Genomic DNA, 26938 nt, shown 5'->3' with positions numbered 1-26938 from the left:
GCCTCCCCGTCCGAGCCGGTCGGGGAGGCGTTCCGGGCGCGCGTCGCCGCGGGTCGGGTGCGACCCGCGGTCAGCCGATGAGCTGCCAGGGGCCCCACTGCGAGCCGCCGGGCTCCTGGTTCCGCGTCCACCACTGCGCCTCGAACGTCGCGCCGTCGTGCTCCACGACGTCACCCGCGGTGAAGACCCGCGAGGAGGTCCACACGGCGGTGCCGTCGGCGGTCGTGGCGGTCTCCTGCCACGAGCCCCACGGGGAGGCGCCCGGGGTCTCGGTGGTCCACCACATCGCCTCGAAGGTGGCGCCCTCGTGCTCGACCAGGTCACCCGCGGTGTAAGGCTTGCCGGGGGTCCAGTCCGGCTTGCCGCCCTTGGCCTGCACCTCGCCGACGGCGACCTCGGTGCCCGTGGCCTCGCCGACCAGCGTCAGGGCCCCGCCCTGCTTCTTCGGCAGCCGCAGGTCCACCGACGCGGTGCCGACCTCGTCGTACGGGTCGGAACCGACCGTGCTGTCCACGGCGAACCGGCCGATCTCCTCGCCGTCGAGCTGGACGACCAGCTCGTCGTCCGTCACGTCCGCCGCGGTGGACATCGACCACGAGGAGACGTCGAACGCGGTCTTCTTGCCGGCCTTCAGCTCCTCGTTCGCGGTGAACGACACGCCGACGGCACGCTGGCTCGCGTCGACCGCGAGCGGCTCGTCCGTGGCGTGCTCCGCCATGTAGTCGACGAACGCCGTCAGGTCGATCTTTCCGGTGTCGCGCGCGTCGGCGCCCTCGGCGAAGACCCGGAAGTTGTCGCCACCGGCGGCCAGGAACGAGTTCACCGTGACCGAGTACGTGGCGTCGAGGTCGATCGGCTCGCCGTCGAGCCACATGCCGGTGATGCGGTCGCCCTCGTCACGCGCCGGGTCGTAGGTGTACTCGAAGCCCTCGGAGACCCCGAGGCGCAGGAAAGGCCGCGACGGGACGTTCCCGGCGGCGTCGCGCTGCCACTGCTGCTCGAGCGCCGTCCTGACCTGCTCGCCCGTGAGATCCATGTTGACCAGCGTGTTGGCGAAGGGCTGCACGGCCGCGGCCTGCTGGTAGGTGACCGTCCGGGGGAAGTCGGTACCGGAGGAGCCGGTCAGGTCTGCCCGCAGACCTCCGGGGTTCATGAACGCGATCTGCGCGGAGCCCGCTTCCTCGGTCTCGGTCGCCCACCGCTGCACCTCGGCGACGAGGTTGCCGAGCGTGGACTCGCCGCCCCGGTTCTCGGTGCGCACAGGATTGCCGTCAGCGTCCGTCGCCGTGAGCTGCGCCCGGTTGTGCACCCCGTCGATCTGGCCCAGGGGCTGGGCGCCGAGCTCCTCGGCGACGTCGACGGCGTCGGCGACGATCTGCTCCACCTCCGGGTCGGCCGGGTAGTTGCCGATCAGCGGCAGCACGGCGGACTCGAGCCCGAGCACGTCACCGGACTCGGGGTCCATCGTGAAGACGAGCTGGTTGAGGTTGACGCCGTACTCGCCACCGGAGACGACCGGTCGCTCGGTCACCGGGCGATCTGCCCAGGCGTCGACCGGGACACGGCAGTCGTACTCGAGGTGCGTGTGGCCGGAGACGATGGCGTCGACGTCGCCGTCGACCCCCGTGACGATCTCACCGAAGGAGCCCTCGGTGATCTGGTCGCAGCCGTCGGTCGCGGCGCCCTCGTGGATCAGCGCGACCACGAGGTCGACACCTTGCTCACGCAGCACGTCCGCCTCGTCGTTGACCGCCTCCGTGATGTCGGTGAACTCCAGGCCGGCGATGCCGTCCGGGCTCACGAGCGACGGCATGTCCTCGGTGATCGCACCGACGAACCCGACCTCGACGCCGCCGACCTCGGTCACCCAGGACGGCGGGGTCGCGTGCTCCCCGGTCTCGCTGTCGATGATGTTCGCCGCGATGTACGGCCATTCGGCCCCGCCGTACGGGTTGTCATCGGCGTCGTAGGGCGCCGTGATCCGGTCGGTCAGGTCGTCGAAGCCTCCGTCGAGCTCATGGTTGCCGACCGCCGAGACGTCGAGGCCCGCAGCGTTGAGGGCGTCGATCGTCGGCTTGTCCTGCTGGATGAACGACTCGAAGGTGGAGGCACCGAGAAAGTCCCCGGCCGAGGCGAAGACCGTGTTCGGGTTCTCGGTCCGCAGCTGGTCGACCGCCCCGGCCAGGACGGCTGCTCCGGCAGCCCCACCGTAGGAGTCCTCGAGGATGCGGCCGTGGAAGTCGTTCGTCTGGAGGATCTGGATGTCGACAGGGTCGGCGGCCTGGGCTGGCAGCGCGCCGACGGTGACGACACCCGCGAGCGCGAGGCCGAGGGTGGTCGCCCCGGCCACCTGCTTGCGCATGGTGTGCATGTGTGATTTCTCCCACTGTTCGAGTTGGATGAAGTCACACTAGCCAGGGACGCCGACCTGCGGGCGCCGAACGGGTAACGATCAGGAGAACGACGGTCGGCGCTCCGGTGCGCCAGGAATCTGCGCCGGTTCGCTGAGGTGACCGGTCCGCCGCAGCCACCACTCGGCGAGCAGCGTGGTCAGGGGCGGGACGGCGGCGGCCAGCGCTACGAGGGTGCGCCAGACCCCCCAGCGGTACCTGACGGCGACGACCAGCGCGACGATCCCGTAGGCCACGAACGCCCCGCCGTGCAGCCGCCCGAACAGCCAGACCCCCGCCTCGGTGGTCTCGGTGACGTACTTGAGGAACATCCCCACCAGGAGGCCCGCCCACGTGAAGGCCTCGAACCAGGCGACGACGGCGTAGAGCCGGCCGAGCCTGGACAGCGGGGGCTTCCCGGCGGGTCGTGCCGTAGCGGGCCGGGGGTCGGCGGGCGCGGTCATGGAGGGTCCTTTCGGGCGGGTGGGATCGCCGGGTTCAACGCTCCACCCGGCGTCCCGGTTCCCGCCGTCCCGGTCAGCGCTGCGCCGCCGGGCGGTCTGCCATGATCTCCCGGTGAGCGAGAGCGGTGCACGGCGCCGGTGGTGACTGCTGGGTGTCCTGGGGACGGCCGTCGTGGCACTCGCCGTCGTGGCGGCCCTCGTCTGGAACGGCGTCCTGTGGCCGAACCGGCTGGCGGCGGACGACTACGACGTCCGCGGGGTGGACGTGTCCGCCTACGAGGGCGAGATCGACTGGCCGGTGCTGGCGGGCCAGGACCTCGACTTCGCGTTCATCAAGGCGACCGAGGGGTCGAGCCACGTGGACGAGCGGTTCGCCGCGAGCTGGGCGGACGCCCTGGAGACGGACCTGCTGGTGGGCGCGTACCACTTCCTCAGCTTCGAGAGCCCGGGCGAGAGCCAGGCCGCGCACCTGATCGAGCAGGTGCCGGCGACGGCGGGGACTCTGCCACCGGTGGTCGACGTCGAGTACTACGCCGACTTCGCGGCGGACCCGCCGTCGGTGGACGAGCTGCGCGGCATCCTGGACCCGATGCTCGACGCGCTCGAGGAGCACTACGGTGCCGTGCCGATCATCTACACCACCCAGGAGGTGCGCAGCCGCTACCTGGGCGAAAGCTACGACCGCTACCCGCTGTGGATCCGGTCGATGGCGCTCGCCCCCGAGGTGCCGCGCCGCGACTGGGAGTTCTGGCAGTACTCCGACCGCGACGTGCTCGACGGGTACGCGGGCGAGGAGACGCACATCGACATGAACGTGTTCGACGGCACGCTGGACGACCTGCGCGCGATGACGCTCGGCTGAGCCCGAGCCGTCCCGACCGCTCCGCTCAGCGAGCGAGCGCCGCCGTCAGCTCCGCCGTCGTGGTCACGGGACGGTCGCACACGAACCCGCGGCACACGTAGGCGGCCGGGCCGCCGGCCACGAGGGGTCGGTCCGCCAGGAGCGGCACGTCGTCGGCGTCGGAGGGTCCGTGCACGACGACGGCACCCGCGGTGGGCGTGCGGCGCGCGGTCCGCGCGAGGTCGGCCGCTGCGGGGCCGCTGCCGACCACCGCGACCTGCAGCGGACCGGCCGCCAGGGCCTCGGCGGCGGCGAGCGCCCAGCCGGCGAACCGTGGCGCCTGCCGGGCGAGCGCCCCGGAGGCCTCCACGGCGGACTCGGCGGCGGCGCGGTGCCGCGCCGAGCCGGTCAGCGCGGCGTGGGTGACGAGCGCGGCGGCCAGCGCCGACTGCCCCGACGGCTCGGGTCCGTCGCTGGGATCGCGGGGCCGCACCACGAGCCGCTCCGCGTCGTCGGCGACGTCGAAGAAGCCGCCCCCTCGCGGATCGCTGAAGTGGTCCAGCGCCACGTCGAGCACCTCTCCGGCGGTCGCGAGCCAGCGCGCCTCACCCGTGGCCTGGTGCAGGGCGAGCAGACCTTCGGCGAGGTCGCCGTGGTCGGCGGCGACCGCGGCCGGCGCACCCACCACGCCGTCACGGGAGGCACGCCGAAGCCGCCCGTCGACGACGTGCCGGTCGAGCAGCAGATCCGCACACTCCCGGGCCGCACGCACCCAGTCGGCCTGTTCGAGGAGCGCCCCGGCGTCGGCGAGCGCCGCGACCGCGAGCCCGTTCCACGCGGTGACGACCTTGTCGTCCCGGGCGGGCTGGGGACGCTTCTCCCGCGCGGCGTGGAGCCGGGCGCGGACGTCCGCCCACCAGGCGGGATCAGGGTCCTCGGGCAGCTGGAGCGTCGAGGTCCCGCCCTCGAAGGTGCCCGCCTCGGTGACCGCGAGGACCTCTGCCGCCCCGGCGCCGTCATCGTCCCCGAGCACGTCGCGCAGCTGCGCGGGCGTCCAGGCGTAGGTGAGGCCTTCGACGCCGTGGCCGTCCACCACCGTGTCGGCGTCGAGGGCGGAGGCGAAGCCACCCTCGGCGGTGCGCAGGTCCCGCAGCAGGAACTCCGCGGTCTCGCGGGTCACGCGTTCGGCGAGCGGCGACCCGGTCGCCCGCCACAGGTGCGCGTAGGCCCGCAGGAGCTGGGCGTTGTCGTAGAGCATCTTCTCGAAGTGCGGCACCACCCAGCGCGCGTCGACGGAGTAGCGCGCGAATCCTCCGCCGAGCTGGTCGTAGATCCCGCCGCGCGCCATCGCCTCGCAGGTGCGCTCGGCCAGCGCGAGGGCGGAGTCGTCGCCCGTGCGGGCGTGGTGGCGCAGCAGGTGCTCGAGCGTCATCGACGGCGGGAACTTCGGCGCTCCGCCGAACCCACCGTGGACCCGGTCCGCGTCGCGCGCGACGGCGGACACGGCCCCGGCGAGCGCCGCTTCGTCGAGGGGTGCACCCGGCAGCGGTCCCGTCGTGCGGGCGATCGCCGCGGTCACGGCGGCGCCGTGCTGCACGACGGCGTCGCGCCCGTCGGCCCACGCGTCACGGACCGCGCCGAGCACCCCGAGGAAATGCTCGCGCGGGAAGTAGGTGCCGCAGTGGAAGGCCTCGCCGTCCGGGGTGAGGAACGCCGTCATGGGCCAGCCGCCCTGGCCCGTCATGGCCTGGGTGGCCGCCATGTAGACGGAGTCGACGTCGGGCCGCTCCTCCCGGTCGACCTTGATCGGCACGAACGCGCCGTTGATCACCTGCGCGACCTCGTCGTCCTCGAACGACTCGTGCGCCATGACGTGGCACCAGTGGCAGGCGGCGTACCCGACCGACAGCAGCACGGGGACGTCGCGGCGCCGGGCCTCGGCGAACGCGTCGTCGCCCCACTGCCACCAGTCGACCGGGTTGTCGGCGTGCTGGCGCAGGTACGGGGAGGTGGCGGTGCGCAGACGGTCAGCCATGGTTCCAGCGTGTCACGGCACCCGGTATCCAGGTCGGCCGGGGTGGCTACCCGGACGCGACGTCGCGGACGCCGCGGGCGAGGTAGACGGTGTTGCTCGACTCGCCGCCGGTGAGCGGGTTCGCGAAGGGCACCGGGTGCGACGAACGCTCGGCGAACACCTGGTCCAGCTCGGCCTCGAACGCGGCGTCGGGCGGGTCGTCCGACCAGAGGGCGAACACGCCGTCGTCGGCCAGGTGGCGGGTCATCGCGCGCAGGCCGGGCGCGTCGTAGAACGCCGCGTGGCTCGGGTGGAGCACGTGGCGAGGGCTGTGGTCGATGTCGAGCAGGATCGCGTCGTACCGGACCTGCGGCTCCTCGCGCACTCGGTGGAAGAAGTCGCCCTGGACGAGCCGGCAGCGCGGGTCGGAGGCGAGCCCGGCGACGTCCGGCAGCAGCTCACGCCGGTGCCAGTCCAGCACCGGGCCGGAGTACTCGACCACCGTCGCCTCGCCGACCCGCGGGTCGGCGAGCGCCGCCTGCGCGGTGTAGCCGAGCCCGAGGCCACCGACCAGCACGCGCAGCGCGGCCCCGTCCGGCGCGGTGAGCCGGTCCAGGGCGAGGGTGGCGAGCTTGCGCTCGGCCACCGTGAAGAGGCTCGACATAAGGTACTCGTCGCCCAGGCGGACCTCGTAGACGTCCTGCCGCGCGGCCGGGTCGTACCGGCGGCGCAGGCTGATGTCCCCCATCGGCGTCGGCTGGAAGTCGAGCTCCTCGAAGCGCAGCGGCATGGCTCAGGGTCTCACGCGGCTCCTGACCTCGATCACTGCCCCGGTGACGGCAGGTCCTCGGGTGTTCAGATCGAGGGTTACCGCAGAGCGTGAAGGGCTCCCTCACAGCGCTCGGTGATCACGTCCGACGTGATTCTCACGCTGTGCGTGATTCGATTCTGCCCAGGCATCACCGATCACGCCCTGCGGACACCTCCGTTGTCATCACCGACGGCTGTGGCGCGCCGATGCCGCCGGATGTCACGCCGGGCCGCGGGCAACCACCTTGGCGTCGTTGGCGCTCAGGCCGGCTGGCCGCCCTCCCAGGCACGGGCGCCGATCACGGGGCGACCGGCGGTGTAGTCCTGGCGCATCATCGGCGAGGAGATCATCATGTCCGCCGTGGTGACGTTGCACGCCATCGGCACGTTCCACACGGCAGCGAGCCGCAGCAGCGCCTTGACGTCCGGGTCGTGGGGCTGTGCCTCGAGCGGGTCCCAGAAGAAGATCAGCATGTCGATGACCCCCTCGGCGATCTTCGCGCCGATCTGCTGGTCGCCGCCTACCGGACCGGAGAGCAGCCGGTGGACCGGCAGCCCCAGCTCGAACTCGAGCATGGTGCCGGTCGTGCCGGTCGCCCAGAGCTCGTGCCCGGAGAGGGTGCCCCGGTTGAACTCGGCCCAGCGCAGGAGCTCGACCTTCTTGTTGTCGTGCGCCACGAGGGCGATGCTGTGCCGAACGGTGTCCATGGAGCACTCCTCACCCGGGCGCGGTCACACCCGTCTGGCTGCCATGCTTCCACGCCCGGCCCCGATCGATCGCCGGGTGCGCAGGGCCGCGCCGGGTTAGGGTTCGTCACCGTGACCGAGGCGACCCCACCCCAGCCTGCTCTCCTGCCCGTCAGGACGAGCCGCCTCGTGCTGCGCACGTACCAGGAGGACGACCTCGAACCGCTGCTGGACTACTACGCAGACCCCGACGTCGCCCGGTTCCTGCTCGAGGAGCCGTGGACGCGCGAGGTCGCCGAGACCCAGCTCGCGCTGCGCCGGCAGCGCACGGGCATCGACGGCCCCGCGTCCGCGCTGGCGCTGGTCGTCGAGCACGAGGGCACCGTCGTCGGCGACATCGCCCTGTGGACGACCGGGGACACCGTGTCCCGCGGAGAGGTCGGGTGGGCGTTCCACCCCGGCCACGGCGGCCGCGGGTTCGCGACGGAGGCGCTGCGCTCCCTGCTCGGGATCGCGTTCGACCGGTACCGGATGCACCGGGTGGTCGCCCAGCTCGACGCGCGCAACGAGCCGTCGGCCCGCCTGTGCGAGCGGGTGGGGATGCAGCGCGAGGGTCGGTTGCGCGCGGACTGGTGGTCCAAGGGCGAGTGGACCGACACCCTGGTCTACGGGATGCTCGCCCGGGAGTGGCAGCGTCCCTGACCTGCGGCAGGTTCAGCGGCGCGTCAGCCGGAACACGGGGATGACGCGTGACGTCTTCTCCTCGTAGCGCCGGAACCCGTCCGACATCTGCTTGAACCGCTCCCACGCGGCGTCCCGTTCGGCGCCGGCGAGCTCCACGGCACGCACGTCGAGGGTGCCGTCGTCCGGAGTCTCGATGGTGACGTCGGGGTGAGCGAGCAGGTTGTGGTACCAGTCCGGGTTCGTGTCGGCGCCGCCGGCCGACGCCGTGATCAGCCAGGACACGTCGGACTCACGGATCGCCGCGAGCGGGTTGACCCGCTCCGCGCCGCTCTTCGCGCCGACGTGGTGCAGGAGCACGAGGGAGCGCCCGAAGCCCATCGTGGTCACCGTCCCGCCGTTGTCGCGGAACTCGTCGACGATCTGCTGGTTCCAGTCGGCCATGGCACCCAGTATCGACCGGCCGGCGCAGCCCGGCCAGCCCACCGGACATCCCACCGACGGCCGTCCCATAGAATCGATTCGATGACTACCGTCGGCCCCGCCGTCGACCCCCGCCGCGCCACGATCATCCTCGTCGCGCTGGCCGCCTCGACGTTCCTCTTCGTGACCGTGGAGTCGCTACCCTCGGGGCTGCTGACCCTCATGGCGCCGGACCTCGGTCGACCGACCTCCCAGATCGGGCTGCTGGTCACCGCCTATGCCCTCGTGGTGCTCGTCAGCTCGGTCCCGCTGGCCCACGTCACCCGGAGCATCCCCCGGCGGTGGGTGCTCTCGGCCTGCGCCGGCGTGGCCGCCGTCGCGACCCTGTGGGCCGCGGTGACGCCGTCGTACGAGCAGCTCATGGTCGCCCGGGTGGTGACCGCGCTCGCCCAGGCGCTGTTCTGGGTCGCGGTGGTGCCCGCCACCGCCGGCCTCTTCCCTCCCGGCGTGCGCGGCAAGGCCATGGCGCGGCTCGCGATCGGCAACTCGCTCGCCCCGGTGCTCGGGGTGCCCGCCGGCACCTGGCTCGGCGAGCTGACGTCGTGGCGGGTCACCTTCGTCGCCGTCGCGGTGCTCTCCACCATCATCACCGTCGTCGTCATCGCCCTGTTCCCCTCCGTGGCGCCGTCGGCCGGCGGGGCGAGCGAGGCGCCGTTCCCGTCGGGGCGACGGTTCGGGTTCCTCATGGTCACCACCGTCCTCGTGGTGACCGGGGCGTTCGGCGTCATCACGTTCGTCACGCAGTACCTGCAGGACGTCGCGGGATACACGCAGTCCGACATCCCGGCCCTGCTCCTGCTCCAGGGCGGCGCGGGCGTGGTGGGCGCCGTCGTCGTCGGCAGGTTCCTCGACAGGCGGCCCGTCGGCGCCTACCTCGTCGGAGCGGCGGTGCTGGTCCTCGCCCTGGCCGGGCTGTGGACGTTCGGCGAGTCCCGGGTCGGGGTGGTGGTGTGCCTGGCGCTGTTCGGGTTCGCGTTCTCCACGGTGCCACCCGTGCTGTCCCACCGCGTGCTGCTCGTCGCCCCGCGCGGGACCAACATGGGCCAGGCGATCTCGTCGTCGCTGTTCAACCTCGGCATCGCCGCGGGGTCGGGACTCGGCGCCCTGCTGGTGTCGATGGTCGGGGTGCGGGACGTGCCGCTGGTAAGCGCGGGCGTGGTGCTGCTGGCGCTCGCCGTCGCGTTGCTCGAGGAGCGGGTATGCACGCCGCTCGCCTCGGTGGAACGGCGGGCCGTCGACGAGGTCATCGAGGAGGATCTCTCGGCGTAGGGCGGCATCATGTCCTCATGGACGACGCCGCACACTGCCCCTGCCAGTCCGGCCTGTCCTACGGCGAGTGCTGCGGGCCGCTGCACACGGGGTCGCGGGTGGCCGGCACCGCCGAGGCGCTGATGCGGTCGCGGTACGCGGCCTTCGCCGTCGGCGACGCGTCGTACCTCCTGCAGACGTGGCACGTGACGACGCGCCCCTCCGTCCTGGAGCTGGACCCGGAGCAGCGGTGGCGCCGGCTCGACGTCCTGGCCACGCGCGGCGGCGGCCCGTTCGACGACGACGGCGTGGTGGAGTTCGTCGCGACGTTCCGGTCGGGATCGGGCGCTCGCGGGCGGCTGCACGAGGTGAGCCGGTTCGTGCGCGAGGGCGGCCGGTGGTTCTACGTGGACGGTGACGTCACCGGGTGACGTCCCGGGTGAAAAGGAGGGGGCCGGGGAGTTCTGCCCATGGACGGCGCTTCCGGCCCGGTCGGCGCTTCGGTACGGTCAGCATCCCGCCATCCACGACCTTCAAGGGGACACCTTCGTGACCGACCACCCGCCGTACCCCGGCACGCCCGCCGGCCCGACCTCGCCCGCGGCGCCCACCGAGCCCGCAGAGCCCACGGGCCCCGCCCGGCGCTCGCGCAAGGGCCTGGTGATCGGCGGCTCGGTCGCTGCCGGGGTCCTGCTCCTCGGCGGGGCCGGTGCTGCCGCCTACGCCATGCTGGACGGCGGTGGGTCCCAGCCGGAGGCGGCGCTGCCCGCCTCCACGATCGGGTACGTGCGCGTGGACCTCGACCCGTCCGCCGAGCAGAAGATCAACCTGCTGCGCCTGGCGGACCGCCTGCCGGACCTCTCCGAGGACCTGGGCGTCGAGGTCACCGAGGACTCGGACCTCAAGCAGGTCATCGTCGACGCGCTCGTCGCGAACGGCGAGTGCGAGGTCGACTACGACGCCGACGTCGCCCCGTGGATCGGTGACCGCACCGCACTCGCCGCGGTCCCCGGCGTCGACGGCGAGCCCCAGCCGGTCTGGGTGCTGGCCGTCACGGACGAGGACGCCGCCCGCCCCGCGCTCGAGTCCGGCCTGGGCTGCGGCGAGGCCCTCGACGCCGGCCAGCTCGCCTTCACCGAGGGCTACGCGCTCATCACCGACGGCACGGCCGCGGCCGACGTCGTGGCCGACGCCGAGGAGGGCTCGCTCGCGGACGACGAGGTCTTCGCCGCGGACATGGAGGCGCTCGGCGACGCCGGGCTCGTGTCCTTCTGGGCCGACGCCGAGGCCGCCCTCGACTGGTCGCTCGACGCGGTTCCCGAGCTGACCGAGGGCACGCTGGCCGAGAGCGACCTGGAGGACCTGGAGTCCCTCACGACCATGGCCGGCGCCCTGCGCGCCAACCCCGACGGGATCGAGCTGGAGACCCTCTCGGCCGGTGACGAGGCCGTCCTCGCGCCGTACCGGGCGACCGGCACCTCCGTGACGGCGGCCCTGCCGGACACCACGCTGGCGGCGGTCTCCGGCTCCACCGCTCCCGGCGCCGTCGACGACGCGTGGGAGCAGTTCCGCGAGCTGTACGACTCCATGGCGACCCTCGGGGGCGGGGCGCTCGGCAGCGACGCGCTGATGCCGGGCACCGAGGACGCCGCCGCGACGCCTGCCGAGGTCGACCCGGAGATGCACGACTACTGCGTCCAGGCCGCGTACGACACCTTCGGTCTCACGGAGGACGCGCTCACCGCCGACGACGAGATGCTGGTCGACATCTTCGTGGACTCCTGTACCGGCGCGTCGGCGGACGTGTCGGCCACCGCCACCGACGACCCCTGGGGCGGGGCCGGCCAGCCCGACCTGGACGGCATCGTGGCGCTGCTCGAGGACGAGTACGGCGTCCGCCTGCCCGACGACCTGGTGACGCTCGCCGGCGAGCAGATCGCGATCGCCGTCGACTCCCGCGGCCTCGACTCGCTGGACACCGTGGCGAGCATGGCCGACGTCTCCGTGGGCGTGCGCACCGTCGGGGACACCGCGGCCCTCGAGGACCTCGCCGGCCGCATCGACGGCCTGCTGACCGACTCCGGCATGGACCCGCTGGCGACCTCGCCGGCCGACGACGGGTTCGTGTTCGCGACGAACGACGCGTACGCCACCGAGATCGCCGGGGACGGCGGCCTCGGCTCCACGGACGCCTACCGCAGCGTCGTCAGCCCCGAGGACGCGAGCGGCGTGCTGTACGTCGACCTCGACCTGCTGACGGACGTGCTGCGTCCCGTCCTCGAGTCGGACCCGTCGAGCCTCGGCTACCTCGAGCCGCTGCGTGCGGCGGGCATGACCACCAGCGCCGACGACACGCACGCGAGGGCGACGTTCCGCGTCAGCTTCGACTGACGACCGGCCGGTCGTGGAGCGGGCCCGCGAGGGGCCGCTCCACGATCTGGCTCGCTGAGGGACACTGGCCCCATGGGCCGAGCCCTGGAGACCGACTACCTCGTCATCGGCGCGGGGGCCGCCGGCATGGCGTTCACCGACGCGGTGCTGGACCACAGCGACGCGCACGTGACGCTCGTCGACCGGCGTGACGCCGTCGGCGGCCACTGGCGCGACGCCTATCCCTTCGTCCGGCTGCACCAGGCGTCGCCGTTCTACGGGGTGGCGTCGACGCCGTTCGGCGGGGCGTTCCAGACCTCCGGCCCCGAGGCCGGCCTGCAGGAGCGCGCCACCGGCCCGGAGGTCTGCGCCTACTACGGGCGCGTGCAGCGCGACCGGTTCGAGCCCAGCGGGCGGTTCACCTTCCTCAGCGGCCATGACGCGTCCGACGGCGGGCGGGTGGTCGCGCTCGAGACCGGCGCCGAGCGGGACGTGCGCGTCCGGCGGCGCGTCGTGGACGCGCGGTACCTGTCGCCGCGCATCCCCGCGCTGGAGCCGCCACCCTTCGAGGTGTCCGACGGCGTCACCTGCGTGCCGGTGGGTGAGCTGCCGTTCGTGGGGGAGTCGGCCAGGTCGTTCGTGGTGGTCGGGTCGGGAAAGACGGCGACCGACGCGATCGTGTGGCTGCTGGGGCGCGGGGTGTCGCCCGAGGAGGTGTGCTGGGTGCGGCCGCGCGACCCGTGGATGCTCGACCGGGCCGTGGTGCAGCCTGACCCGGCAGTCTTCCTGTCGATGGCGACGTCGCTCATGGAGGCAGGGGCGTCGGCGGCGTCGGTGGACGAGTTCTTCCTGCGGCTCGAGGACGACGGCGTGATGCTGCGTCTGGATCGTGAGGTCATGCCGACCATGGCGCGCGTGCCGACGCTCGCGCGCTGGGAGCTCGAGCTGCTGCGGACCGTGGAGAACGTGGTGCGGCTCGGGCACGTGCGGCGGGTGTCGCCGGGGCTGGTGTCGCTCGAGCGCGGGGACGTGCGGGTCGGGGCGGGCGCCGTCGTCGTGCACTGTGCGGCGGAAGGGCTGCGGCAGCGGCCGGCCGTGCCCATCTGGTCCGACGGGCGGATGGTGCTGCAGCCCGTGCGGGCAGGGTTCCCATGCTTCGGGGCGGCGCTGGTGGGGTACGTCGAGGCGACACGGGCGTCCTGGAGCGACGCTGCGCTGAACGCGCTGTGCCCGGCGACGCCGTACTTCTCGACACCGGCCGAGTGGGTCGCGTCGCAGGCTGCCGGGGCGCGTGCGGTGGGGGCGTTCATGGCGGAGCCGGACGTGGCGGCGTGGTCGCACTCGACGCCGCTGAACCCCACGCGGGTGACGATGGCTGATCGGGAGCGGGACGAGGTGGTCGCGGCGATCGCGCAGTTCAAGGCGGTGTCGGAGGCCGGGGTGCGGGGGATGGCGCGGCTCGGCCGGGCATGAGGAGCCGGGCTGGCGACGCTGCGGAGTGGCGAGAATCAGCGTGCAGAACGGCGAGACCGGTTCTGCAAAACGGCGAGTGACATCGTGCAGAACGGCGAAAACGCGGATACCCTGGCAAGATGCCAGACACGCTGCAGTACGACCGCCTCGTGCTCCCTGGCGTTCACACAGCCCTGAACGACACTCGCGTCGTCGTGCTGCAGGGGGCGCGCCAGGTCGGCAAGTCGACGCTGGCGGAGGAGATCGCGGCCGATCGCGACGGACTGCTCGTCACCCTGGACAACCCCGGGGCCCGCGCTTTCGCCACGGACGACCCGGTCGGGTTCGTGAACCAGTACCCGGACGGCCTGCTGCTGATCGACGAGGTCCAACGGGTGCCCGAGCTCGTGATCGCCGTCAAGGAAGCCGTCGACCGAGACAAGCGGCCGGGACGTTTCCTGCTGACGGGGTCGGCCAACCTGCTTGACCTCGCCGCCACGCACGAATCGCTTGCCGGCCGCGCGGAGACTCATGTGCTCTACCCCCTGAGTCGCGCTGAGATCGAGGCGGCACCGGGCAGCTTCATCGATGCCATCATGGAATCCTGTCGGCTCCGCAGGTATACGAGTGACCTCACGCGCCAGGACTATCTCGACATCGTCTGTGCGGGCGGGTACCCCGAAGCTCTCTCGCGGCACGGGCGCCGTCGTCGCGACTGGTACCAGCAGTACGTCCAACAGATCGTCAACCGCGACGCGGTAGACATCTCCGGACTCCATCGGTTGCGTGATCTCCCGACGATCCTGCGCCTCATCGCCGCACGCGCGGGGTCACCGATGGTCTGGTCGGGCCTTGCCTCCGACGCCGGGATGCCCCGCCGAACCCTCGACCCCTACGTACGGCTGCTCGAGTCGCTGTACCTGGTCCACACGCTGCCTGCCTGGTCGACAAACCTCACGTCGCGTGTGACGAAGCAGCCCAAGCTCCACGTCGTCGACACGGGGCTCGCGGCGGCACTGCTCCAGGCATCCGCCGACTCACTGCACCCGGCAGCGCCGGGGAACCTCGCCGGTTCCCTGCTGGAGAGCTTTGTCGTCGGAGAACTCGTGCGGCAGGCGACATGGAGTGCGCAGGAGGTGGCGCTCTCCCACTTCCGCAGCAACCAGGGTGAGATCGACGTGATCCTCGAGGCGCCGGACGGCCGCGTCGTCGGCGTCGAGGTCAAGGCTGCCGCGACCGTGTCGGCCCGCGACGTTCGCCACCTGGTCACACTCCGCGACAAGCTCGGCGAACGATTCGTCGTCGGCGTCGTCCTGTACACGGGCCGCGAGGCCCTCGCCGTCGGCGACCGCATCCTGGCGCTGCCGACCGACGCCCTCTGGCGATGGCGTTGAAGCACGTCAGCGGCTGATACCCGACCCGACTGGTGACCTCGGCTCAACGAGTCGTCGAGCCGCTCGGGTAAGAAACGTTCAGTAAGAAGCGTCAGAAGCGTTGAGTATGTCCCGCGTCAAGCTGCTGGCAGATTCTGGGTCTCGGGAAAGTTGGGGATGAGGGGGTCGGCGTAGCCGAGGTGGACCTCCAGGGGCCGGTTCCAGGCGATGGCCTCGTGGGGGCGCACGGTGTTGTACTCGGCCCGGTAGTCGTCAGCGTGGGCGACCAGGGCCAGGACGTCGTCGACCTCCTCGAGGTAGAGCCGCTCGTACTTCAACGACTGAAAGCCGCGTTCGCGTGAGCCGTTCTGTCCGGGGGTCTTGACCCTCGTGCGCACGTGCCGCAGCTCGGGGTGGGCGATGATGAACGCCTCGAACCGGAACGAGCGGAACGGGCCGCCGTTGTCCGTCACGATCGTGACCGCCGGGATCACGTTCCCGTCGGCGTCGCGTGAGCAGGTGCCGATCAGCGGGCTGCCGAACATCGCCTCGTAGTCCGCTAGCGCGAGCTCGATCGCCGCGATCGCGTCGTGCTGGTTCGCCGTCGGGGACACGTGCCACGGATGCTCGTACTTGGACCAGTAGTCCCGGCAGCCCGCGATCCGCCACGTGCCTCCGGTCGTGGTCTCGAACTCGGAAAAGTCGAGCTGCCACACCTGGTTCGGGCCGGTCGGCTCGGTCGCGAACGCGGCCTTGCGCCGCTGGGCGAGCTGGCGGCGTTCACGCTGGTAGGCCGCCGGCAGGATCAGTCCTTCGTCGCGCAGCAGCAGCAGCACCGTGGCCTGGGAGACCCGGTGCCCGTCGTGACGCACCATCGCCCACACCTTGCGGTGCCCCCACGCCGGATGGGCGAGCGCGTGCCGGCGGGCCGCCTCTCGCACGCCCTCTCGCGCGGGACGTGGCCACGGGCCCTTGACCGGCGCGCTGGCCCGGGCGCGAGCCTGCCAGCGTCGCCACGACCGCTCGGGCACGCCGACCAAGGAGCAGAACCTCGTGGTCGGCATGCCCGCCTCGACGCGGATCACCTCGAGGTCCTCGAAGGGCCCAGGCGGCCCTCCGCGGACTTCTTCCACACCCGGGCCTCCAGGTGCGCCTCTCCGAGCGCCTGGGTCAGCTCGGCGATCTCGGCCTCGAGCTGCTGCTCGCGGGTCGAGGGACCGGACTTCCCGGCGGCCAGTCCCGTTCTGCCGGCCTCGAGAAACTGCCGCTTCCAGTTCCCGACCGACTGCTCCGACACCTTCGCCCGCCGGGCGGCCTCGGCGACGGTGACCTCCCCGGCCAGGACCGACAACACGATCCTGGTCTTCTCCTCAGACGGAACGGCTGGTGGTCTCGCCATGAACGATCAGACTCCTCACAGGTCAGGCCCGAAAGCAACGGGCCCTGCCACTAAGTCTGACGCGCGACAAGTAGAACCGGTTGAGAAGGTTGGATAGATGGCTTGACCAGCCAGTATGCGTGCCGCCCTGAACAGGGTGTTCGCGATCCCCTCGCCCTGATCCTCCGCATGCCGCTGCGCTCAATGACCCAGGCATGCGCCATCCAAGGGTCCGACACCATCGAGGGCTACACCGTGTCGGACCAGGACGCTCTGGCCGCCGTGGACGACGAGCCTCCCCCTGACAGCAGACCAGCGCACCTGGTCCGAGATCCTGGGCAACCGCCGGATGATGACGTACATCCTGCGGATGTCGCCTGAGCCCGGATTCGCCGTGGACTCCCAGACCTTGCGGTCGCTGCACTTCATGCTGATGGAACACGACCGGTCGGTCGATCCGGGAAGGTTCCGTCCCGGATCGACCGACGTCCGCGACGACACGGCCGATGTCACGGTCTACGAGGGACCGCCGGCCGAGATGGTGACGGAGCTCGTCGACGAGCTGGTGGGCTCGTTGCGGACGGACGGGACCGACACCCTGGTCGATGCCGCCATGGCACACCTCAACCTCGTGATGGTCCACCCGTTCAGGGACGGCAACGGACGGATGGCTCGCGCGCTGCAGACGCTCGTGCTCGCCCAGGACCGCGTGCTCGAACCGACGTTCTCCAGCATCGAGGAATGGCTCGGCAGCAACACCGACGACTACTACCGCGTCCTGGCCGTGACCGGAGCCGGCGCCTGGAATCCGCAGAACGACGCCGGACTGTGGATCAAGCTCAGCCTTCGCGCCCACCACATGCAGGCACAGACGCTGCAGCGGCGGTTCGACGAGGCCGACCGGACGTGGGTGGCGCTCGACGAGCTCATCGCGCGGTTCAGCCGGCAGCCCCGCGTCGCCGATGCATTGTTCGACGCTGTCCGCGGATTACGGGTCGTTCGACCCACCTACGTGAAACAGAGCGGCCTCGAGGAGCAGACGGCGAGCCGCGACCTGCGAGGGCTGGTCTCGGCGGGCCTGCTCGAAGCCCACGGGCAGACGCGGGGGCGCTACAACACGGCGAGCGGAGCGCTGCGAACGCTCGGGACGAGATCCGGGCCGACCGGCCGAAGCTCGTCGACCTGTACCCGTGGCTGATCGGGGAACTGCGGCGGCGGGCCGGGCGGCACAGCTGACGAAGTCTCCAGCTCGCCACCTGCGACGCTAGTGCTCGCGTGAGCTGACCCGTCGGGCCGTTCAGATGACCCTGAACACATGACAGACACCAACATCGACCGCCATGCCGTTCACGTAGGAGTTCACTACACCCAGATCGTCGGCACGCTCCGGGCGCTCCGCGAGGCAGGTGAAGACGCAGTCGTTGAAGGTGACGGCTGGTTCGCTTGGGGCGAGGCACTCGGTGATGACGTGAACGATGCGACGTCCTTTCACGTCTTCATCGTGACGACGAACGTCATCCGCACGCTTCGGCACCTGGTCACGATGGGCGTGAACCTCATCGAACTGGGGCCTCGTGGCTACGCGGAACCTGGGACGGTCGCGGTCGTCACCGAGGAGCGCGATCACGCCGAGGCCATCGCTCCGATCACCGAAGGGCTCCTGGCACTGTTCACCATCGACTGGCTCCGTACCGACCACCATTTTCAGTCTGGAGGCGCCGCTCGGCCGTAGCCGAAGATGTGGACACTGAGCACGTCGATCTCGCGGCGCTCGTCCCCGAAGAACGCGCCAAGGCGCTGCACCACTCGAGGGAACGGCTTGTCACGGGCAGAGCCGTCGGACTTCCAATTCGCCATCGGAACCACGAGGAAGAGGTGCTGTGCGTCTGGCGACACATGGGCCTTCCACAAGTCCTTGAGGTCGTGGTTGTTGAGCGTCGTCCCACCGCGCTCGACTTCGGCAAGGATGCCACGCCCGTCGCTCAAACGAAGGAAGAAGTCAGGTCGCGCCTGCGTGACGAGGCCATCTTGGGGAGTGAGCACCACCTCCGTGCCGAACCCGAGGTGACCGCAGAGCAGTTCGGCGACAACATCCTGCACGTCCTTGCTCTGGGCACCATGTACGTGGATCAGATCTATATCGGCGGCGCGCTGAGTCAGATGGCTCTGCAACTGCTGCGCGAGTCCATCGACTGACGCCAATTCGCGTTGCTCGACTGTTGTCAGGCGCGCTCGGGCATAGCGCTCGTACCGGATCGGCATGATGCGCAGCTTCACAGCTCCTCGGCGGCTATGCCAAGGCGACGTTGACCTCACCAGCCAAGACCGGCTGGCCACCGGGATGTGAGGCGGTGTCGCACCCCGCCGCTACCGTCGCCACCATGACCTACGCCAACGTCGGCACGCTGGGTGCCGCCCCCGGGAAGCGCGACGAGCTCGTGTCCCACCTGACCGGCCGCAGCCAGGAGCTGGCCGACGCCGGCTGTCTCCTCTACGAGGTCGGCGTCCACGACGACCACCCCGACACGGTCTACGTCGCCGAGCTGTGGACGTCGGCCGACGCACACCGCGCGTCACTCCAGCTCGCGAGCGTCCAGGCCTCCATCGCGGCGGCCCGGCCGCTGCTCTCCGGGGAGATGGGCGGGTTCGACTTCACCATCGTCGGCTCGCCGCTGCGCGACTGAGCCCACGCCGCAGCAGGAACCGCCATACCGCCGACACCCCGGCGTCGTCCCGATGTCACCCCCGCGGCCTACCGTGGCGACATGACGATGCGACGAGGCACCACCCTGTCCGGCGCCACCGCTCTTGCCCTGACGCTGTCGGCCGCGCTCGCGCCGGCCGCCGTCGGCCACCCGGACCACCACGGCGGCCATGGCGGCCACGGCAAGGACGAGCTGCGCGTGGCGACGTACAACCTGTCGCTCAACCGCGCCACGGCGGGCGAGCTGCAGGCCGACCTGGCCACGGGCGACGACGCGCAGGCCGCCACGGTCGCCGAGGTCATCCAGCGCGCGAACCCGGACGTGGTGCTGCTCAACGAGTTCGACTTCGACGCCGCGGGCCACGCCGTCGACCTCTTCCGTGAGAACTACCTCGAGGTGAGCCAGGGCGGCGCCGAGCCGGTCGAGTACCGCTACGCCTACTCCGCGCCGTCGAACACCGGGGTGCCGAGCGGTTTCGACCTCAACAACGACGGCACGGTCGGCGGCGGGGACGACGCCTTCGGCTTCGGGACGTTCGAGGGCCAGTACGGCATGGTCGTGCTCTCGAAGTACCCGATCGCCACGGACGGCGTCCGCACGTTCCAGCACTTCCTGTGGAAGGACATGCCGGGCGCGCTCCTGCCGGACGACCCGACCACCCCCGAGCCCGCCGACTGGTTCAGCGACGAAGAGCTCGACGTCGTGCGCCTCTCCAGCAAGTCGCACTGGGACATGCCGATCCGGGTCGGGCGCACGACGGTGCACGTACTCGCCTCGCACCCCACCCCGCCCACCTTCGACGGCCCCGAGGACCGCAACGGCCGTCGCAACCACGACGAGATCCGCTTCTGGGCGGACTACGTCACCCCCGGCAAGGCGTCGCGCTACATCGAGGACGACGACGGCGGCCGCGGCGGTCTGCACCCCGGCGCACCCTTCGTGATCCTCGGCGACCAGAACGCCGACCCGCACGACGGCGACTCGTACGACGTCGCGATCGACCAGCTCCTGGACCACCGACGCATCGTCGACCCGTTGCCGACGTCGGACGGTGCGGCCGAGGCGGCGACGCTCCAGGGCGCGGCGAACCTGACCCACACGGGCGACCCGGCGCTCGACACCGCCGACTTTGCCGACACCGCTCCCGGCAACCTGCGCGCCGACTACGTGCTGCCGTCCCAGCACCGGCTCCGCGTCCAGGACGCCGGGGTGTTCTGGCCGGCCCAGGACGACCCGCTGTCCGCGCTGACCGGCACCTACCCGTTTCCGAGCAGCGACCACCGGCTGGTCTGGGTCGACCTCACGGTCTGACCGTGCGGCCGGGCCTCACGGCCGGGCCGCGATCTGGCCACCCGGCCCGGCGGCGATTCCGTCAGCCGACGGCCGCCCGGGCGTCGATCCAGTACCAGCGCTTGGGCGCGACGCCCTCGACGGCGCGCACGTCCTCCAGCACGCCGCCGCACGCCTCGATGACGGCGGCGGACCCGGCGTTGTCCTCGTCGCAGGTCACCAGCACGCGGTCCACGCCGGCGTCGGCGAGCCGCGCGAGCGACTGCCGGAGCATCTCGGTGGCGTACCCCCGGCGGCGGTGCGCGGGTGCCACGCCGTAGCCGACGTGCCCGCCGACCTCACGCAAGAACTCGGTGAGCGCGTACCGGATCGACACGCGGCCCACCGGCTCGCCGTCGACCTCCGCCACGAGGAAGTCGGCCCGGACACGGCCCGGCGGCAGGTCGGTGCCCACCGCCTCACGATGCACCTGCTCGAGCACCTCGTCCCACGTCCCCTCGGCGAGCAGGAAGTCGAACCCGTCGGCAGCGAGCTCGTCGTGCAGACGGCGCAGCACGGTCTCGTCGTCGGGCAGCGGCGGGCGCAGGATCAGCGACATGCGGGGATTCTGCCCGACGCCGGCCGGGCGGTGCACAGGAATTCAGGTCCGCCCGCCGGTGCTGTGGACGGATCGCCCTGCCCGGGGTACGCGGTGCGGCAGCGGGTGCGCGGCGCGGCCCCGCTGCCTAGGGTCGTCGTGACCGACCGGTGAGAGCGGGTCGACGAACCGCTGCGGAGCGACCAGTCCGGGCGACGACGCACAGCAGAGGTGACGATGCGCACGACCGTCAGGACGGACAACGGGACGACGACCCACCACGTGGACGACCGCCTCGTCCATCTGGAGGCTTCCGCGGACGGCCGCACGCAGGCGTGGAACGGGCGGTGGCACCGCAAGGCACGCAGCGCGGACCGTTCCGACCCGCGCTCGCGCCGTCAGCAGGCCGTCGCCCGGTGGCTCGGCGCGCTGTTCGCCGCGGGGTCGGTGCTGTTCGTCGTCGGCGGTCCGCTCAGCCTCGCCGGGTCGGGCTGGGGCACCACGCTCGACCTCGCCGGATCGATCCTGTTCTCGATCGGCGCCGTGGCGGCGGTCCTCGAGGCCGTCGGCGCTGCCCGGACCCTCGGTCCGGCCGGCGGCTGGTGGCGCACGACGGCGGGCAAGGCCTCGCTCATCCAGCTCGTCGCCGCGGGCGTCGTCTTCCAGACCTCGACGATCGCCGCCCAGCTCGGCGCGACCGGCGCGACGGCCCTCTGGACGGTGTGGTTCCCGAGCGCGCTGGGCGGCGTCGGGTTCGTCTGGTCCAGCCGCCTCTACCTCGCCGAGGCCCGCCCGGCGCACGACCTCGGCACCCGGGTCGCGGCCCTCAACCTCGCCGGCAGCTGGATGTTCCTCCTGTCGGCCCTGCCCGGACTGGTCGACCCGGACCTCGGGGAGCGGTGGGCCGATGTCGTGGTCAACGGCGGCTACACGATCGGGTCCGTGGCCTTCCTCGTCGGTGGCATCGGTGCCGTCGTGGAGGTGTCGAGCCCCCTGCCCGTCGCCGCCGGCCGGTTCCCGTCTCCTCCGCCGGGTTCCGTCGCGCGGTGAGGGCGCACGGTCGGCCGGGCCTCAGTCCGCCGTCCCGCCGTAGTGCGCGGCCAGCCTGCGCATCCCCTCGTCGATGCCCACCGCCGGACGCCACCTGAGCTCGGCGCGCACGGCCCGCTGGTCGAACCAGTGGGCGGTGGACAGCTGCTCGGCGAGGAACCGGGTCATCGGCGGCTCGTCGGCGCCGGGGCGCACCCGCCAGACGGCCTCGATCACGCCGCCGGCCGTGCGGGCCAGCCCCGCGGGCACACGCCACCGCGGCGGCTCCACGCCGCCGGCCCGGCAGATGCCGTTGAGCAGGTCCGCCACGGTGCGCGGCTCACCGTTGGTCAGCACGTAGGCCCGCCCGCGCACCACCGTGGCGCTGTCGTCCAGGCGGTCGAGCGCCGCGACGATACCGTCCGCCGCGTTGTCCAGGTAGGTCGTGTCGATGAGGGCGGCACCGTGGCCCAGCAGCGGCAGCCTCCCGGACGACGCGCGGTCGATGACCCGCTCGATCAGCTGGGTGTCACCCGGCCCCCACACGACGTGCGGCCGCACCGCCACGACGCGCAAGTCTCCGCGGCCGGCCGGGGCACCGCCGTCGGCCCCTGGTTGCGAGCGTCTCTGTTCGTCAGGATTCCCGCCCTGATTCCTGACGGACAGAGACGCTCGCGCGGCACCGGCACCGGCACCGGCAGCGCTTCGGTCCCGGGACAGGGCCAGCAGCTCCGCGGCCGCCTTGGTGCGCGCGTACTCGCCGCGCGCACGCTGCGGGTCGGCCGGCTCCGCACCGACGCCCATCAGGGAGGCCCCTGCGTGCGCCACCGACGGCGAGGACACCTGCACGAACCGCCGCACGCCCGCCCGCTCAGCGGCGTCCAGCAGCGTCCGCGTCCCCTCGACGTTGACCGCGGCGAACTCCGCCGGGTCCCCCGCGAGCGAAACCTTCGCGGCGAGGTGCACGACGGCGTCGACCCCGTCCAGCGCACGGGCCACGACCGCCGGGTCGGTCACCGACCCCGTCACGTCCTCGACCCCGGTCACGCCGGACGGACGGCGCTGCAGGGTCCGCACCGCTTCACCGCGCGCGACGAGGGCCTGCGCCACCGAACCGCCGAGGAGCCCCGACGCGCCAGTGACCAGCACCGTCACGGCGCGCTCACCCGGCCACCGGCGAGCACGCCCGACGCCCAGCCGGCCAGTCGCGCCCGGTCGATCTTCGAGTTGTGGCGCACGTCGGTCGGCATCTGCGGCACCACGAGCACCGCCGCGAGCGCCACCGACGACGCCGCCCGCACGGCCGCGTCGAGAACGACGGGCGCGAGCCCCGGACGCCGCACGCCCTCGACCAGCTCGACCACCGCGACCGCCTGCTGCACGCCCGCCGGTCCGACGCCGACCACGGCCGCCCGGCGCACCGCCTCGACCCGCTCGATCGACTGCTCGGGACCCACCGGCGCGAGCGGTCCGTCGGCCGTGGTGAGCACGTGCGCGAGCCGCCCCTCGATCCACAGCCGCCCCTCGCCGTCCAGGTGCCCGACGTCCCCGGTGCGGTGCCAGCGCCCGGGCGGGGTGTCGCGCTCGGCGGCCCGGTCGGTGAGCCAGAGCCGGTCGTAGCGCTCCTTGAGGTGCGGTGCGCGCACCAGCACCTCGCCGAGCACGCCGTGCGTCTCGACCTGCACCTCGGTACCCGACGACGGCGCCCCGGTCGCCGCGCCGTCGTCGTCCAGCGCGCTGATGGTCACCCCGCCGGCGGCGCCGTCCGCGAAGGGGCGGCCGACGCACACGCCGTCGTCGGGTGCGTCGGCGACCTCGCGGATGCCGTCGAGGTCGATGTCGGTGACCAGGAGGCACTCCGTCATCCCGTACGGGGTGTGAGCGCTCGCGGTCGGCATCAGCGACTGCGCCGACCCGAGCAGCTCGGCACTGATGGGTGCCCCGGTGGACAGGAAGGTCTCGACGCGCTCGAGGGCGCTCCGGTCGACGTCCTGCAGCGACCCCGCGGTGGCGACGACGTTGAGGATCGCCGCCGGGGACAGGAACACGATGCGCGCGTCCGACGCCCGCACGGCGTCGGCCACCGCCCGGGCGGTGAGGGTGCGCGGCGCGGACACGTCCATGTCCGGGGTGACGGAGCGGGTGCCGAGCGCCGGCCCCAGCAGCGCGAACGGCGCGAACCCGGTGACGAGCCCCGACGAGGGACGCACGTCGTAGTGCTCGGCCAGCACATCCCGCAGCGCCGAGAGCTGCCCGTGCGTGTACACGACGCCCTTGGCGGGACCGGTCGACCCGGAGGTGAACAGCACGGCGGCCGCGTCCTGCGGCCCCGGTTCGGCGGGGAGGCCGAGCCCCTCACCGGCCCGGGCGACGTCGACCAGCTCGTGCTCCACGCCGAGCGCCCGGCGCGTCACGGCGTCCAGCGGGTCGGCCGCGATCCGCACCCCCGGCCAGCCGCACGCCCGTGCGGCCGCCAGCGCCTTCGTCTGCCCGACCAGGTACTGCGGCCAGGCGCCCCGCTGGGCGCGGGTCAGGCCACGGACGCCGAGGCCGGCGTCGGCCACGACCACGACCGCGCCGATGCGCAGGCAGGCGTAGACGAGGGCGGTCAGCGTCGGTCCGGGATGGACCAGCAGCGAGACCCGGTCCCCGCGGCGCACCCCGATCGAGTGCAGGCCGGCGGCGATGCGCCGCACCTGCCGGTCGAGGGCCTGCCAGCTCACGGCCGCCGGACCGGTGCGGGACATGTCGAGCACGGCGGCCTCGGTGCGTGTCGCGTCGTCGGCGGCGCGCTCGTCCAACCCGGCCCACATCGGCCGGAACTCGCTGTCCGACGGCGAGGCTACCGGCCCGGACGCAGCGGAGGTGCGGTCGGGCGAGTCGCGCGCCGACGTCAAACCCGAAGTGGAGGGCCCCCCGGGGCCCGTGAACGCGTCGGCGCGCGACTCGTCCGTCCGCACCGAACCCAACCAGCCGAGAACAGGGCCCGCGTAGTCGACGTCCTCCGCGACCAGGTGCCCGGCGCCCTCGAACCGGTGCACCCGGGCGTGCGGGAGCCGTCGGACCAGGTCGTCGAGGTACCGGTCCGAGAACACCGGGTCGCGCGGTCCCCACAGCAGCAGCGCCGGGACGTCCAGCCCCGCCACGCCGGCCGCGATCCGGTCCAGCTCCGGACGACTCGGGTGCGACGCCGACGCCGGGATGTCCGCGACGAACCCCTCGATCCCGGCACGGTCGTCGGCGGTCCGGTACGGCAGCCGGTAGGCGTCCGCGACGTCGGCCGCCAGCCGCGGGTGGGCCAGCGCCAGGGTGGTCTCGAGGAACGCACGGGTCGTGCTGGTCCCCAGCCGGTGCACCGGCGGGGCGAGCGCCAGCCGCAGCGGCGCCGGCACCGCCACCCCGTCGGGCTGGTGCACCGCGGTGTTGAGCAGGGCGACACCCGCCAGGAGCTCGGGGTGGTCCACGGCCCAGCCGAGGGACACCACGCCGCCCCAGTCGTGCCCGAGCGTCACCACCGGGCCGTCCAGGCCGAGCGCGTCGGTGAACGCCCCGAGGTCGGCCACCCGTTCGGGCAGGCCGCGGAACCGCCCGGAGCGGGCGGACAGCCCCATCTCGAGCTGGTCGACGGCGACCACCCGCCACGCGTCCGGCACGCCGCCCGGCCGCTCACCGGTCGCGGCGGCCTCCTCGACCGCCCGGTCCGTGGCCAGGGTCAGGAGGTCCCGCCACAGGTACGACCACGTCGGGTTGCCGTGGACGGCCAGCACCGTGCCCACCGGCTCGATGCCGCGCGCGGACAGCTCCGGCCCGTTGTCGAGGTAGTGCCACTCGTCGCCACCGGCAGCGTTCACCGGGGTACCGCCGTCGGGCACGCGCAGCACATGGCTGAACCGGGGGTCGAGGCCGGGCAGACCCGGCGGGACCGTCCCGGCGCCCGACCTCACCACGCGAGCTCCATCATCGCCGTGTTGATCCCGGAGCCGACGCCCATGAGCAGCACGCGGTCACCGGCCGTCAGCGTCTCCTGCTCCTCGACGAGCGTGAGCGGCACGGAGGCCGGCCCGACGTTGCCCAGGTGGCCGAACGTGGTCGGCACCGCCGACCGGTCCAGGCCCACGGCCTCCACGATCGCGTTCGTGTGCACGCGCGAGACCTGGTGGGTGATGTACCGGTCCATCCCACCCCAGCTCCAGTCCGCCGTCGCGTCCTTCCAGGCGTCGACCACCAGCTCCAGGCCACCCTCGAGCAGCCCCTGGGCGTCGGTGAACATGCCCTCCGTGCTGCCCACGCACAACAGGTGGTGCTGCGTCGCGGCACGGGTGACACCGCCCAGGACCCGGTGCCCCTCGGGGTGCTCGTCCGCCCGGCCCAGCACCGCCGCCGCGGAGCCCGAGCCGAGGGTCAGCGACGCGAACTCGGTCATGAAGTCCTCGCGCCCGACGTCGTCCCGCAGCAGCCGCTCGACCGTCACGTCCTGGATGTCGTCCGCGTCCTCGCCGGCAACCACCACCGCGTACCGCACCTGACCCGACTCGATCATCCCGGCGGCGATGCTCATGCCGTTGATGAAGCCCAGGCAGGCGTTCGCCACGTCGAAGTTCACCGCCGAGCTCGGCAGCCCCAGCCCGTGGTGCAGCCCGACCGCCACCGACGGCTCCAGGTGCTTGCGCGTCACGGACGTGTTGATGAGCAGGCCGACGTCGTCCGGCTCCACACCGGCCTCCCGCAGGGCTGCGGCCCCCGCCGCGACCGTGGCATCGTTCGCGTCCTCGTCCGGACCCCAGTTGCGCCGCGCCTCGACGCCCGCGACCCGCTCGAGCAGCGTCGTCGGCAGCTTGAGGCGGGACAGGGCAGGCGCGAGACGCTCCTGGACGTCGGCCGAGGTCGTGACCCGGGACGGCAGCCGGCTCGTCACGGACAGCAGCGCGACGTTGCCGAACCTGGTGGTGGCGTTTCCAGACACTCGAGCTCCAGACATCCGGTCGCTCGAGGCGCCGGAACGACGACGATCCGCCGGGTCCTGGGTCAGGCCCCGGCGCGGTGGGCGTGTCGACACCCGTCCTTGAGGTTAAGCCGCTCAGGGCCTCCTTGCCGTTCCGGCCGCACTGTGGATCGCGACACGTCCCGGTGCGGCTCGCCGGGTCCT

At 72.5% G+C, this 26938-nt stretch carries 25 protein-coding genes; 12 read left to right on the top strand and 13 right to left on the bottom strand.

Features of this window, described 5'->3' with window-relative positions; translation table 11 throughout:
- Nucleotides 1–70: 70 nt before the first annotated feature.
- A complete protein-coding gene (locus AC3RJ8_RS01030) occupies nt 71–2371 on the bottom strand; it encodes a 5'-nucleotidase C-terminal domain-containing protein (protein WP_489714121.1) in 2301 nt (766 codons plus the stop codon).
- Between the two features lie 81 nt (nt 2372–2452).
- A complete protein-coding gene (locus tag AC3RJ8_RS01025; protein ID WP_489714120.1) occupies nt 2453–2854 on the bottom strand; it encodes a DUF3817 domain-containing protein in 402 nt (133 codons plus the stop codon).
- A gap of 172 nt (nt 2855–3026) precedes the next feature.
- Between AC3RJ8_RS01025 and AC3RJ8_RS01020 the strand changes: the two genes are divergently transcribed.
- On the top strand, nt 3027–3716 hold the full coding sequence (locus AC3RJ8_RS01020; protein ID WP_489714119.1) for a GH25 family lysozyme: 690 nt from the start codon (nt 3027–3029) through the stop codon (nt 3714–3716).
- 25 nt (nt 3717–3741) lie between these two features.
- Here AC3RJ8_RS01020 and AC3RJ8_RS01015 read toward each other — a convergent pair whose 3' ends face one another.
- The 3 genes from AC3RJ8_RS01015 to AC3RJ8_RS01005 all read right to left on the bottom strand — a co-directional run bounded on the left by AC3RJ8_RS01015 (nt 3742) and on the right by AC3RJ8_RS01005 (nt 7227).
- Nucleotides 3742–5730, bottom strand: coding sequence for a thioredoxin domain-containing protein (locus AC3RJ8_RS01015; protein ID WP_489714118.1), 1989 nt, complete (start codon nt 5728–5730; stop codon nt 3742–3744).
- Between the two features lie 46 nt (nt 5731–5776).
- Nucleotides 5777–6499, bottom strand: coding sequence for a spermidine synthase (locus tag AC3RJ8_RS01010; RefSeq protein ID WP_489714117.1), 723 nt, complete (start codon nt 6497–6499; stop codon nt 5777–5779).
- 281 nt (nt 6500–6780) lie between these two features.
- On the bottom strand, nt 6781–7227 hold the full coding sequence (locus AC3RJ8_RS01005) for a methylglyoxal synthase (RefSeq protein WP_489714116.1): 447 nt from the start codon (nt 7225–7227) through the stop codon (nt 6781–6783).
- A 111-nt stretch (nt 7228–7338) separates the two neighbouring features.
- On the opposite strand from AC3RJ8_RS01005, the gene AC3RJ8_RS01000 reads away from it, so the two are divergent.
- The gene (locus AC3RJ8_RS01000; protein ID WP_489714115.1) at nt 7339–7908 is read left to right on the top strand and encodes a GNAT family N-acetyltransferase; all 570 of its coding nucleotides are present in this window, start codon (nt 7339–7341) and stop codon (nt 7906–7908) included.
- A 12-nt stretch (nt 7909–7920) separates the two neighbouring features.
- Here the strand turns inward: AC3RJ8_RS01000 and AC3RJ8_RS00995 are convergent, their stop codons facing one another.
- Complete coding sequence (locus AC3RJ8_RS00995) at nt 7921–8331, bottom strand: nitroreductase/quinone reductase family protein (protein WP_489714114.1); 411 nt, start codon at nt 8329–8331, stop codon at nt 7921–7923.
- Between the two features lie 81 nt (nt 8332–8412).
- Here AC3RJ8_RS00995 and AC3RJ8_RS00990 point away from each other — a divergent pair, with 81 nt between their 5' ends.
- The 5 genes from AC3RJ8_RS00990 to AC3RJ8_RS00970 all read left to right on the top strand — a co-directional run bounded on the left by AC3RJ8_RS00990 (nt 8413) and on the right by AC3RJ8_RS00970 (nt 14834).
- The gene (locus tag AC3RJ8_RS00990) at nt 8413–9639 is read left to right on the top strand and encodes an MFS transporter (protein WP_489714113.1); all 1227 of its coding nucleotides are present in this window, start codon (nt 8413–8415) and stop codon (nt 9637–9639) included.
- A 17-nt stretch (nt 9640–9656) separates the two neighbouring features.
- Nucleotides 9657–10049 carry a YchJ family protein gene (locus tag AC3RJ8_RS00985; RefSeq protein WP_489714112.1) on the top strand — a complete coding sequence of 131 codons (393 nt, stop codon included), beginning with the start codon at nt 9657–9659 and terminating at the stop codon, nt 10047–10049.
- Nucleotides 10050–10167: 118 nt separating this feature from the next.
- A complete protein-coding gene (locus AC3RJ8_RS00980) occupies nt 10168–12009 on the top strand; it encodes a DUF3352 domain-containing protein (RefSeq protein ID WP_489714111.1) in 1842 nt (613 codons plus the stop codon).
- Between the two features lie 72 nt (nt 12010–12081).
- Nucleotides 12082–13461: an NAD(P)-binding protein gene (locus tag AC3RJ8_RS00975; RefSeq protein WP_489714110.1), complete on the top strand. Its 1380-nt coding sequence runs from the start codon at nt 12082–12084 to the stop codon at nt 13459–13461.
- 119 nt (nt 13462–13580) lie between these two features.
- The gene (locus AC3RJ8_RS00970; protein WP_489714109.1) at nt 13581–14834 is read left to right on the top strand and encodes an ATP-binding protein; all 1254 of its coding nucleotides are present in this window, start codon (nt 13581–13583) and stop codon (nt 14832–14834) included.
- Between the two features lie 116 nt (nt 14835–14950).
- Here AC3RJ8_RS00970 and AC3RJ8_RS00965 read toward each other — a convergent pair whose 3' ends face one another.
- Nucleotides 14951–15898, bottom strand: a complete 948-nt coding sequence (locus tag AC3RJ8_RS00965) for a transposase (protein ID WP_489712824.1) — start codon at nt 15896–15898, stop codon at nt 14951–14953.
- Complete coding sequence (locus AC3RJ8_RS00960) at nt 15895–16212, bottom strand: transposase (protein ID WP_489712823.1); 318 nt, start codon at nt 16210–16212, stop codon at nt 15895–15897. The genes AC3RJ8_RS00965 and AC3RJ8_RS00960 overlap by 4 nt, the downstream gene beginning before the upstream one ends.
- Nucleotides 16213–16540: 328 nt before the next feature.
- Between AC3RJ8_RS00960 and AC3RJ8_RS00955 the strand changes: the two genes are divergently transcribed.
- A complete protein-coding gene (locus AC3RJ8_RS00955) occupies nt 16541–17389 on the top strand; it encodes a Fic family protein (RefSeq protein WP_489714108.1) in 849 nt (282 codons plus the stop codon).
- A 117-nt stretch (nt 17390–17506) separates the two neighbouring features.
- Nucleotides 17507–17923, top strand: coding sequence for a hypothetical protein (locus tag AC3RJ8_RS00950; protein ID WP_489714107.1), 417 nt, complete (start codon nt 17507–17509; stop codon nt 17921–17923).
- On the opposite strand, the gene AC3RJ8_RS00945 is transcribed toward AC3RJ8_RS00950, so the two are convergent.
- The gene (locus tag AC3RJ8_RS00945; protein WP_489714106.1) at nt 17896–18468 is read right to left on the bottom strand and encodes a hypothetical protein; all 573 of its coding nucleotides are present in this window, start codon (nt 18466–18468) and stop codon (nt 17896–17898) included. The two genes, AC3RJ8_RS00950 and AC3RJ8_RS00945, sit on opposite strands and share 28 nt — an antisense overlap.
- A gap of 104 nt (nt 18469–18572) precedes the next feature.
- Between AC3RJ8_RS00945 and AC3RJ8_RS00940 the strand changes: the two genes are divergently transcribed.
- Nucleotides 18573–18875: a putative quinol monooxygenase gene (locus AC3RJ8_RS00940; RefSeq protein WP_489714105.1), complete on the top strand. Its 303-nt coding sequence runs from the start codon at nt 18573–18575 to the stop codon at nt 18873–18875.
- Nucleotides 18876–18956: 81 nt separating this feature from the next.
- Complete coding sequence (locus AC3RJ8_RS00935; protein WP_489714104.1) at nt 18957–20207, top strand: endonuclease/exonuclease/phosphatase family protein; 1251 nt, start codon at nt 18957–18959, stop codon at nt 20205–20207.
- 61 nt (nt 20208–20268) lie between these two features.
- On the opposite strand, the gene AC3RJ8_RS00930 is transcribed toward AC3RJ8_RS00935, so the two are convergent.
- A complete protein-coding gene (locus AC3RJ8_RS00930) occupies nt 20269–20784 on the bottom strand; it encodes a GNAT family N-acetyltransferase (protein ID WP_489714103.1) in 516 nt (171 codons plus the stop codon).
- A 216-nt stretch (nt 20785–21000) separates the two neighbouring features.
- Between AC3RJ8_RS00930 and AC3RJ8_RS00925 the strand changes: the two genes are divergently transcribed.
- Nucleotides 21001–21813, top strand: coding sequence for a hypothetical protein (locus AC3RJ8_RS00925; RefSeq protein ID WP_489714102.1), 813 nt, complete (start codon nt 21001–21003; stop codon nt 21811–21813).
- Nucleotides 21814–21834: 21 nt separating this feature from the next.
- Here the strand turns inward: AC3RJ8_RS00925 and AC3RJ8_RS00920 are convergent, their stop codons facing one another.
- The 3 genes from AC3RJ8_RS00920 to AC3RJ8_RS00910 are packed head-to-tail and all read right to left on the bottom strand — an operon-like array spanning nt 21835 to nt 26755.
- Nucleotides 21835–22947: an NAD-dependent epimerase/dehydratase family protein gene (locus AC3RJ8_RS00920; RefSeq protein ID WP_489714101.1), complete on the bottom strand. Its 1113-nt coding sequence runs from the start codon at nt 22945–22947 to the stop codon at nt 21835–21837.
- Nucleotides 22944–25739, bottom strand: coding sequence for an alpha/beta fold hydrolase (locus tag AC3RJ8_RS00915; protein WP_489714100.1), 2796 nt, complete (start codon nt 25737–25739; stop codon nt 22944–22946). The genes AC3RJ8_RS00920 and AC3RJ8_RS00915 overlap by 4 nt, the downstream gene beginning before the upstream one ends.
- A complete protein-coding gene (locus tag AC3RJ8_RS00910) occupies nt 25733–26755 on the bottom strand; it encodes a 3-oxoacyl-ACP synthase III (RefSeq protein WP_489714099.1) in 1023 nt (340 codons plus the stop codon). The genes AC3RJ8_RS00915 and AC3RJ8_RS00910 overlap by 7 nt, the downstream gene beginning before the upstream one ends.
- Nucleotides 26756–26938: the final 183 nt, after the last annotated feature.

This window comes from Isoptericola sp. MSGPD8_1_ISO-PGPR-S23-394 (assembly GCF_058072785.1).
Note: the sequence above shows the minus strand (reverse complement) of the source record. Positions and strands in the feature narration are given on the sequence as shown.

Coding starts and splice junctions, on each gene's coding strand:
- AC3RJ8_RS01030 (WP_489714121.1), bottom strand. CDS start 2,371: ATGCACACCATGCGCAAGCAGGTGGCCGGGGCGACCACCCTCGGCCTC.
- AC3RJ8_RS01025 (WP_489714120.1), bottom strand. CDS start 2,854: ATGACCGCGCCCGCCGACCCCCGGCCCGCTACGGCACGACCCGCCGGG.
- AC3RJ8_RS01015 (WP_489714118.1), bottom strand. CDS start 5,730: ATGGCTGACCGTCTGCGCACCGCCACCTCCCCGTACCTGCGCCAGCAC.
- AC3RJ8_RS01010 (WP_489714117.1), bottom strand. CDS start 6,499: ATGCCGCTGCGCTTCGAGGAGCTCGACTTCCAGCCGACGCCGATGGGG.
- AC3RJ8_RS01005 (WP_489714116.1), bottom strand. CDS start 7,227: ATGGACACCGTTCGGCACAGCATCGCCCTCGTGGCGCACGACAACAAG.
- AC3RJ8_RS00995 (WP_489714114.1), bottom strand. CDS start 8,331: ATGGCCGACTGGAACCAGCAGATCGTCGACGAGTTCCGCGACAACGGC.
- AC3RJ8_RS00990 (WP_489714113.1), top strand. CDS start 8,413: ATGACTACCGTCGGCCCCGCCGTCGACCCCCGCCGCGCCACGATCATC.
- AC3RJ8_RS00985 (WP_489714112.1), top strand. CDS start 9,657: ATGGACGACGCCGCACACTGCCCCTGCCAGTCCGGCCTGTCCTACGGC.
- AC3RJ8_RS00975 (WP_489714110.1), top strand. CDS start 12,082: ATGGGCCGAGCCCTGGAGACCGACTACCTCGTCATCGGCGCGGGGGCC.
- AC3RJ8_RS00970 (WP_489714109.1), top strand. CDS start 13,581: ATGCCAGACACGCTGCAGTACGACCGCCTCGTGCTCCCTGGCGTTCAC.
- AC3RJ8_RS00960 (WP_489712823.1), bottom strand. CDS start 16,212: ATGGCGAGACCACCAGCCGTTCCGTCTGAGGAGAAGACCAGGATCGTG.
- AC3RJ8_RS00955 (WP_489714108.1), top strand. CDS start 16,541: ATGATGACGTACATCCTGCGGATGTCGCCTGAGCCCGGATTCGCCGTG.
- AC3RJ8_RS00950 (WP_489714107.1), top strand. CDS start 17,507: ATGACAGACACCAACATCGACCGCCATGCCGTTCACGTAGGAGTTCAC.
- AC3RJ8_RS00940 (WP_489714105.1), top strand. CDS start 18,573: ATGACCTACGCCAACGTCGGCACGCTGGGTGCCGCCCCCGGGAAGCGC.
- AC3RJ8_RS00935 (WP_489714104.1), top strand. CDS start 18,957: ATGACGATGCGACGAGGCACCACCCTGTCCGGCGCCACCGCTCTTGCC.
- AC3RJ8_RS00930 (WP_489714103.1), bottom strand. CDS start 20,784: ATGTCGCTGATCCTGCGCCCGCCGCTGCCCGACGACGAGACCGTGCTG.
- AC3RJ8_RS00925 (WP_489714102.1), top strand. CDS start 21,001: ATGCGCACGACCGTCAGGACGGACAACGGGACGACGACCCACCACGTG.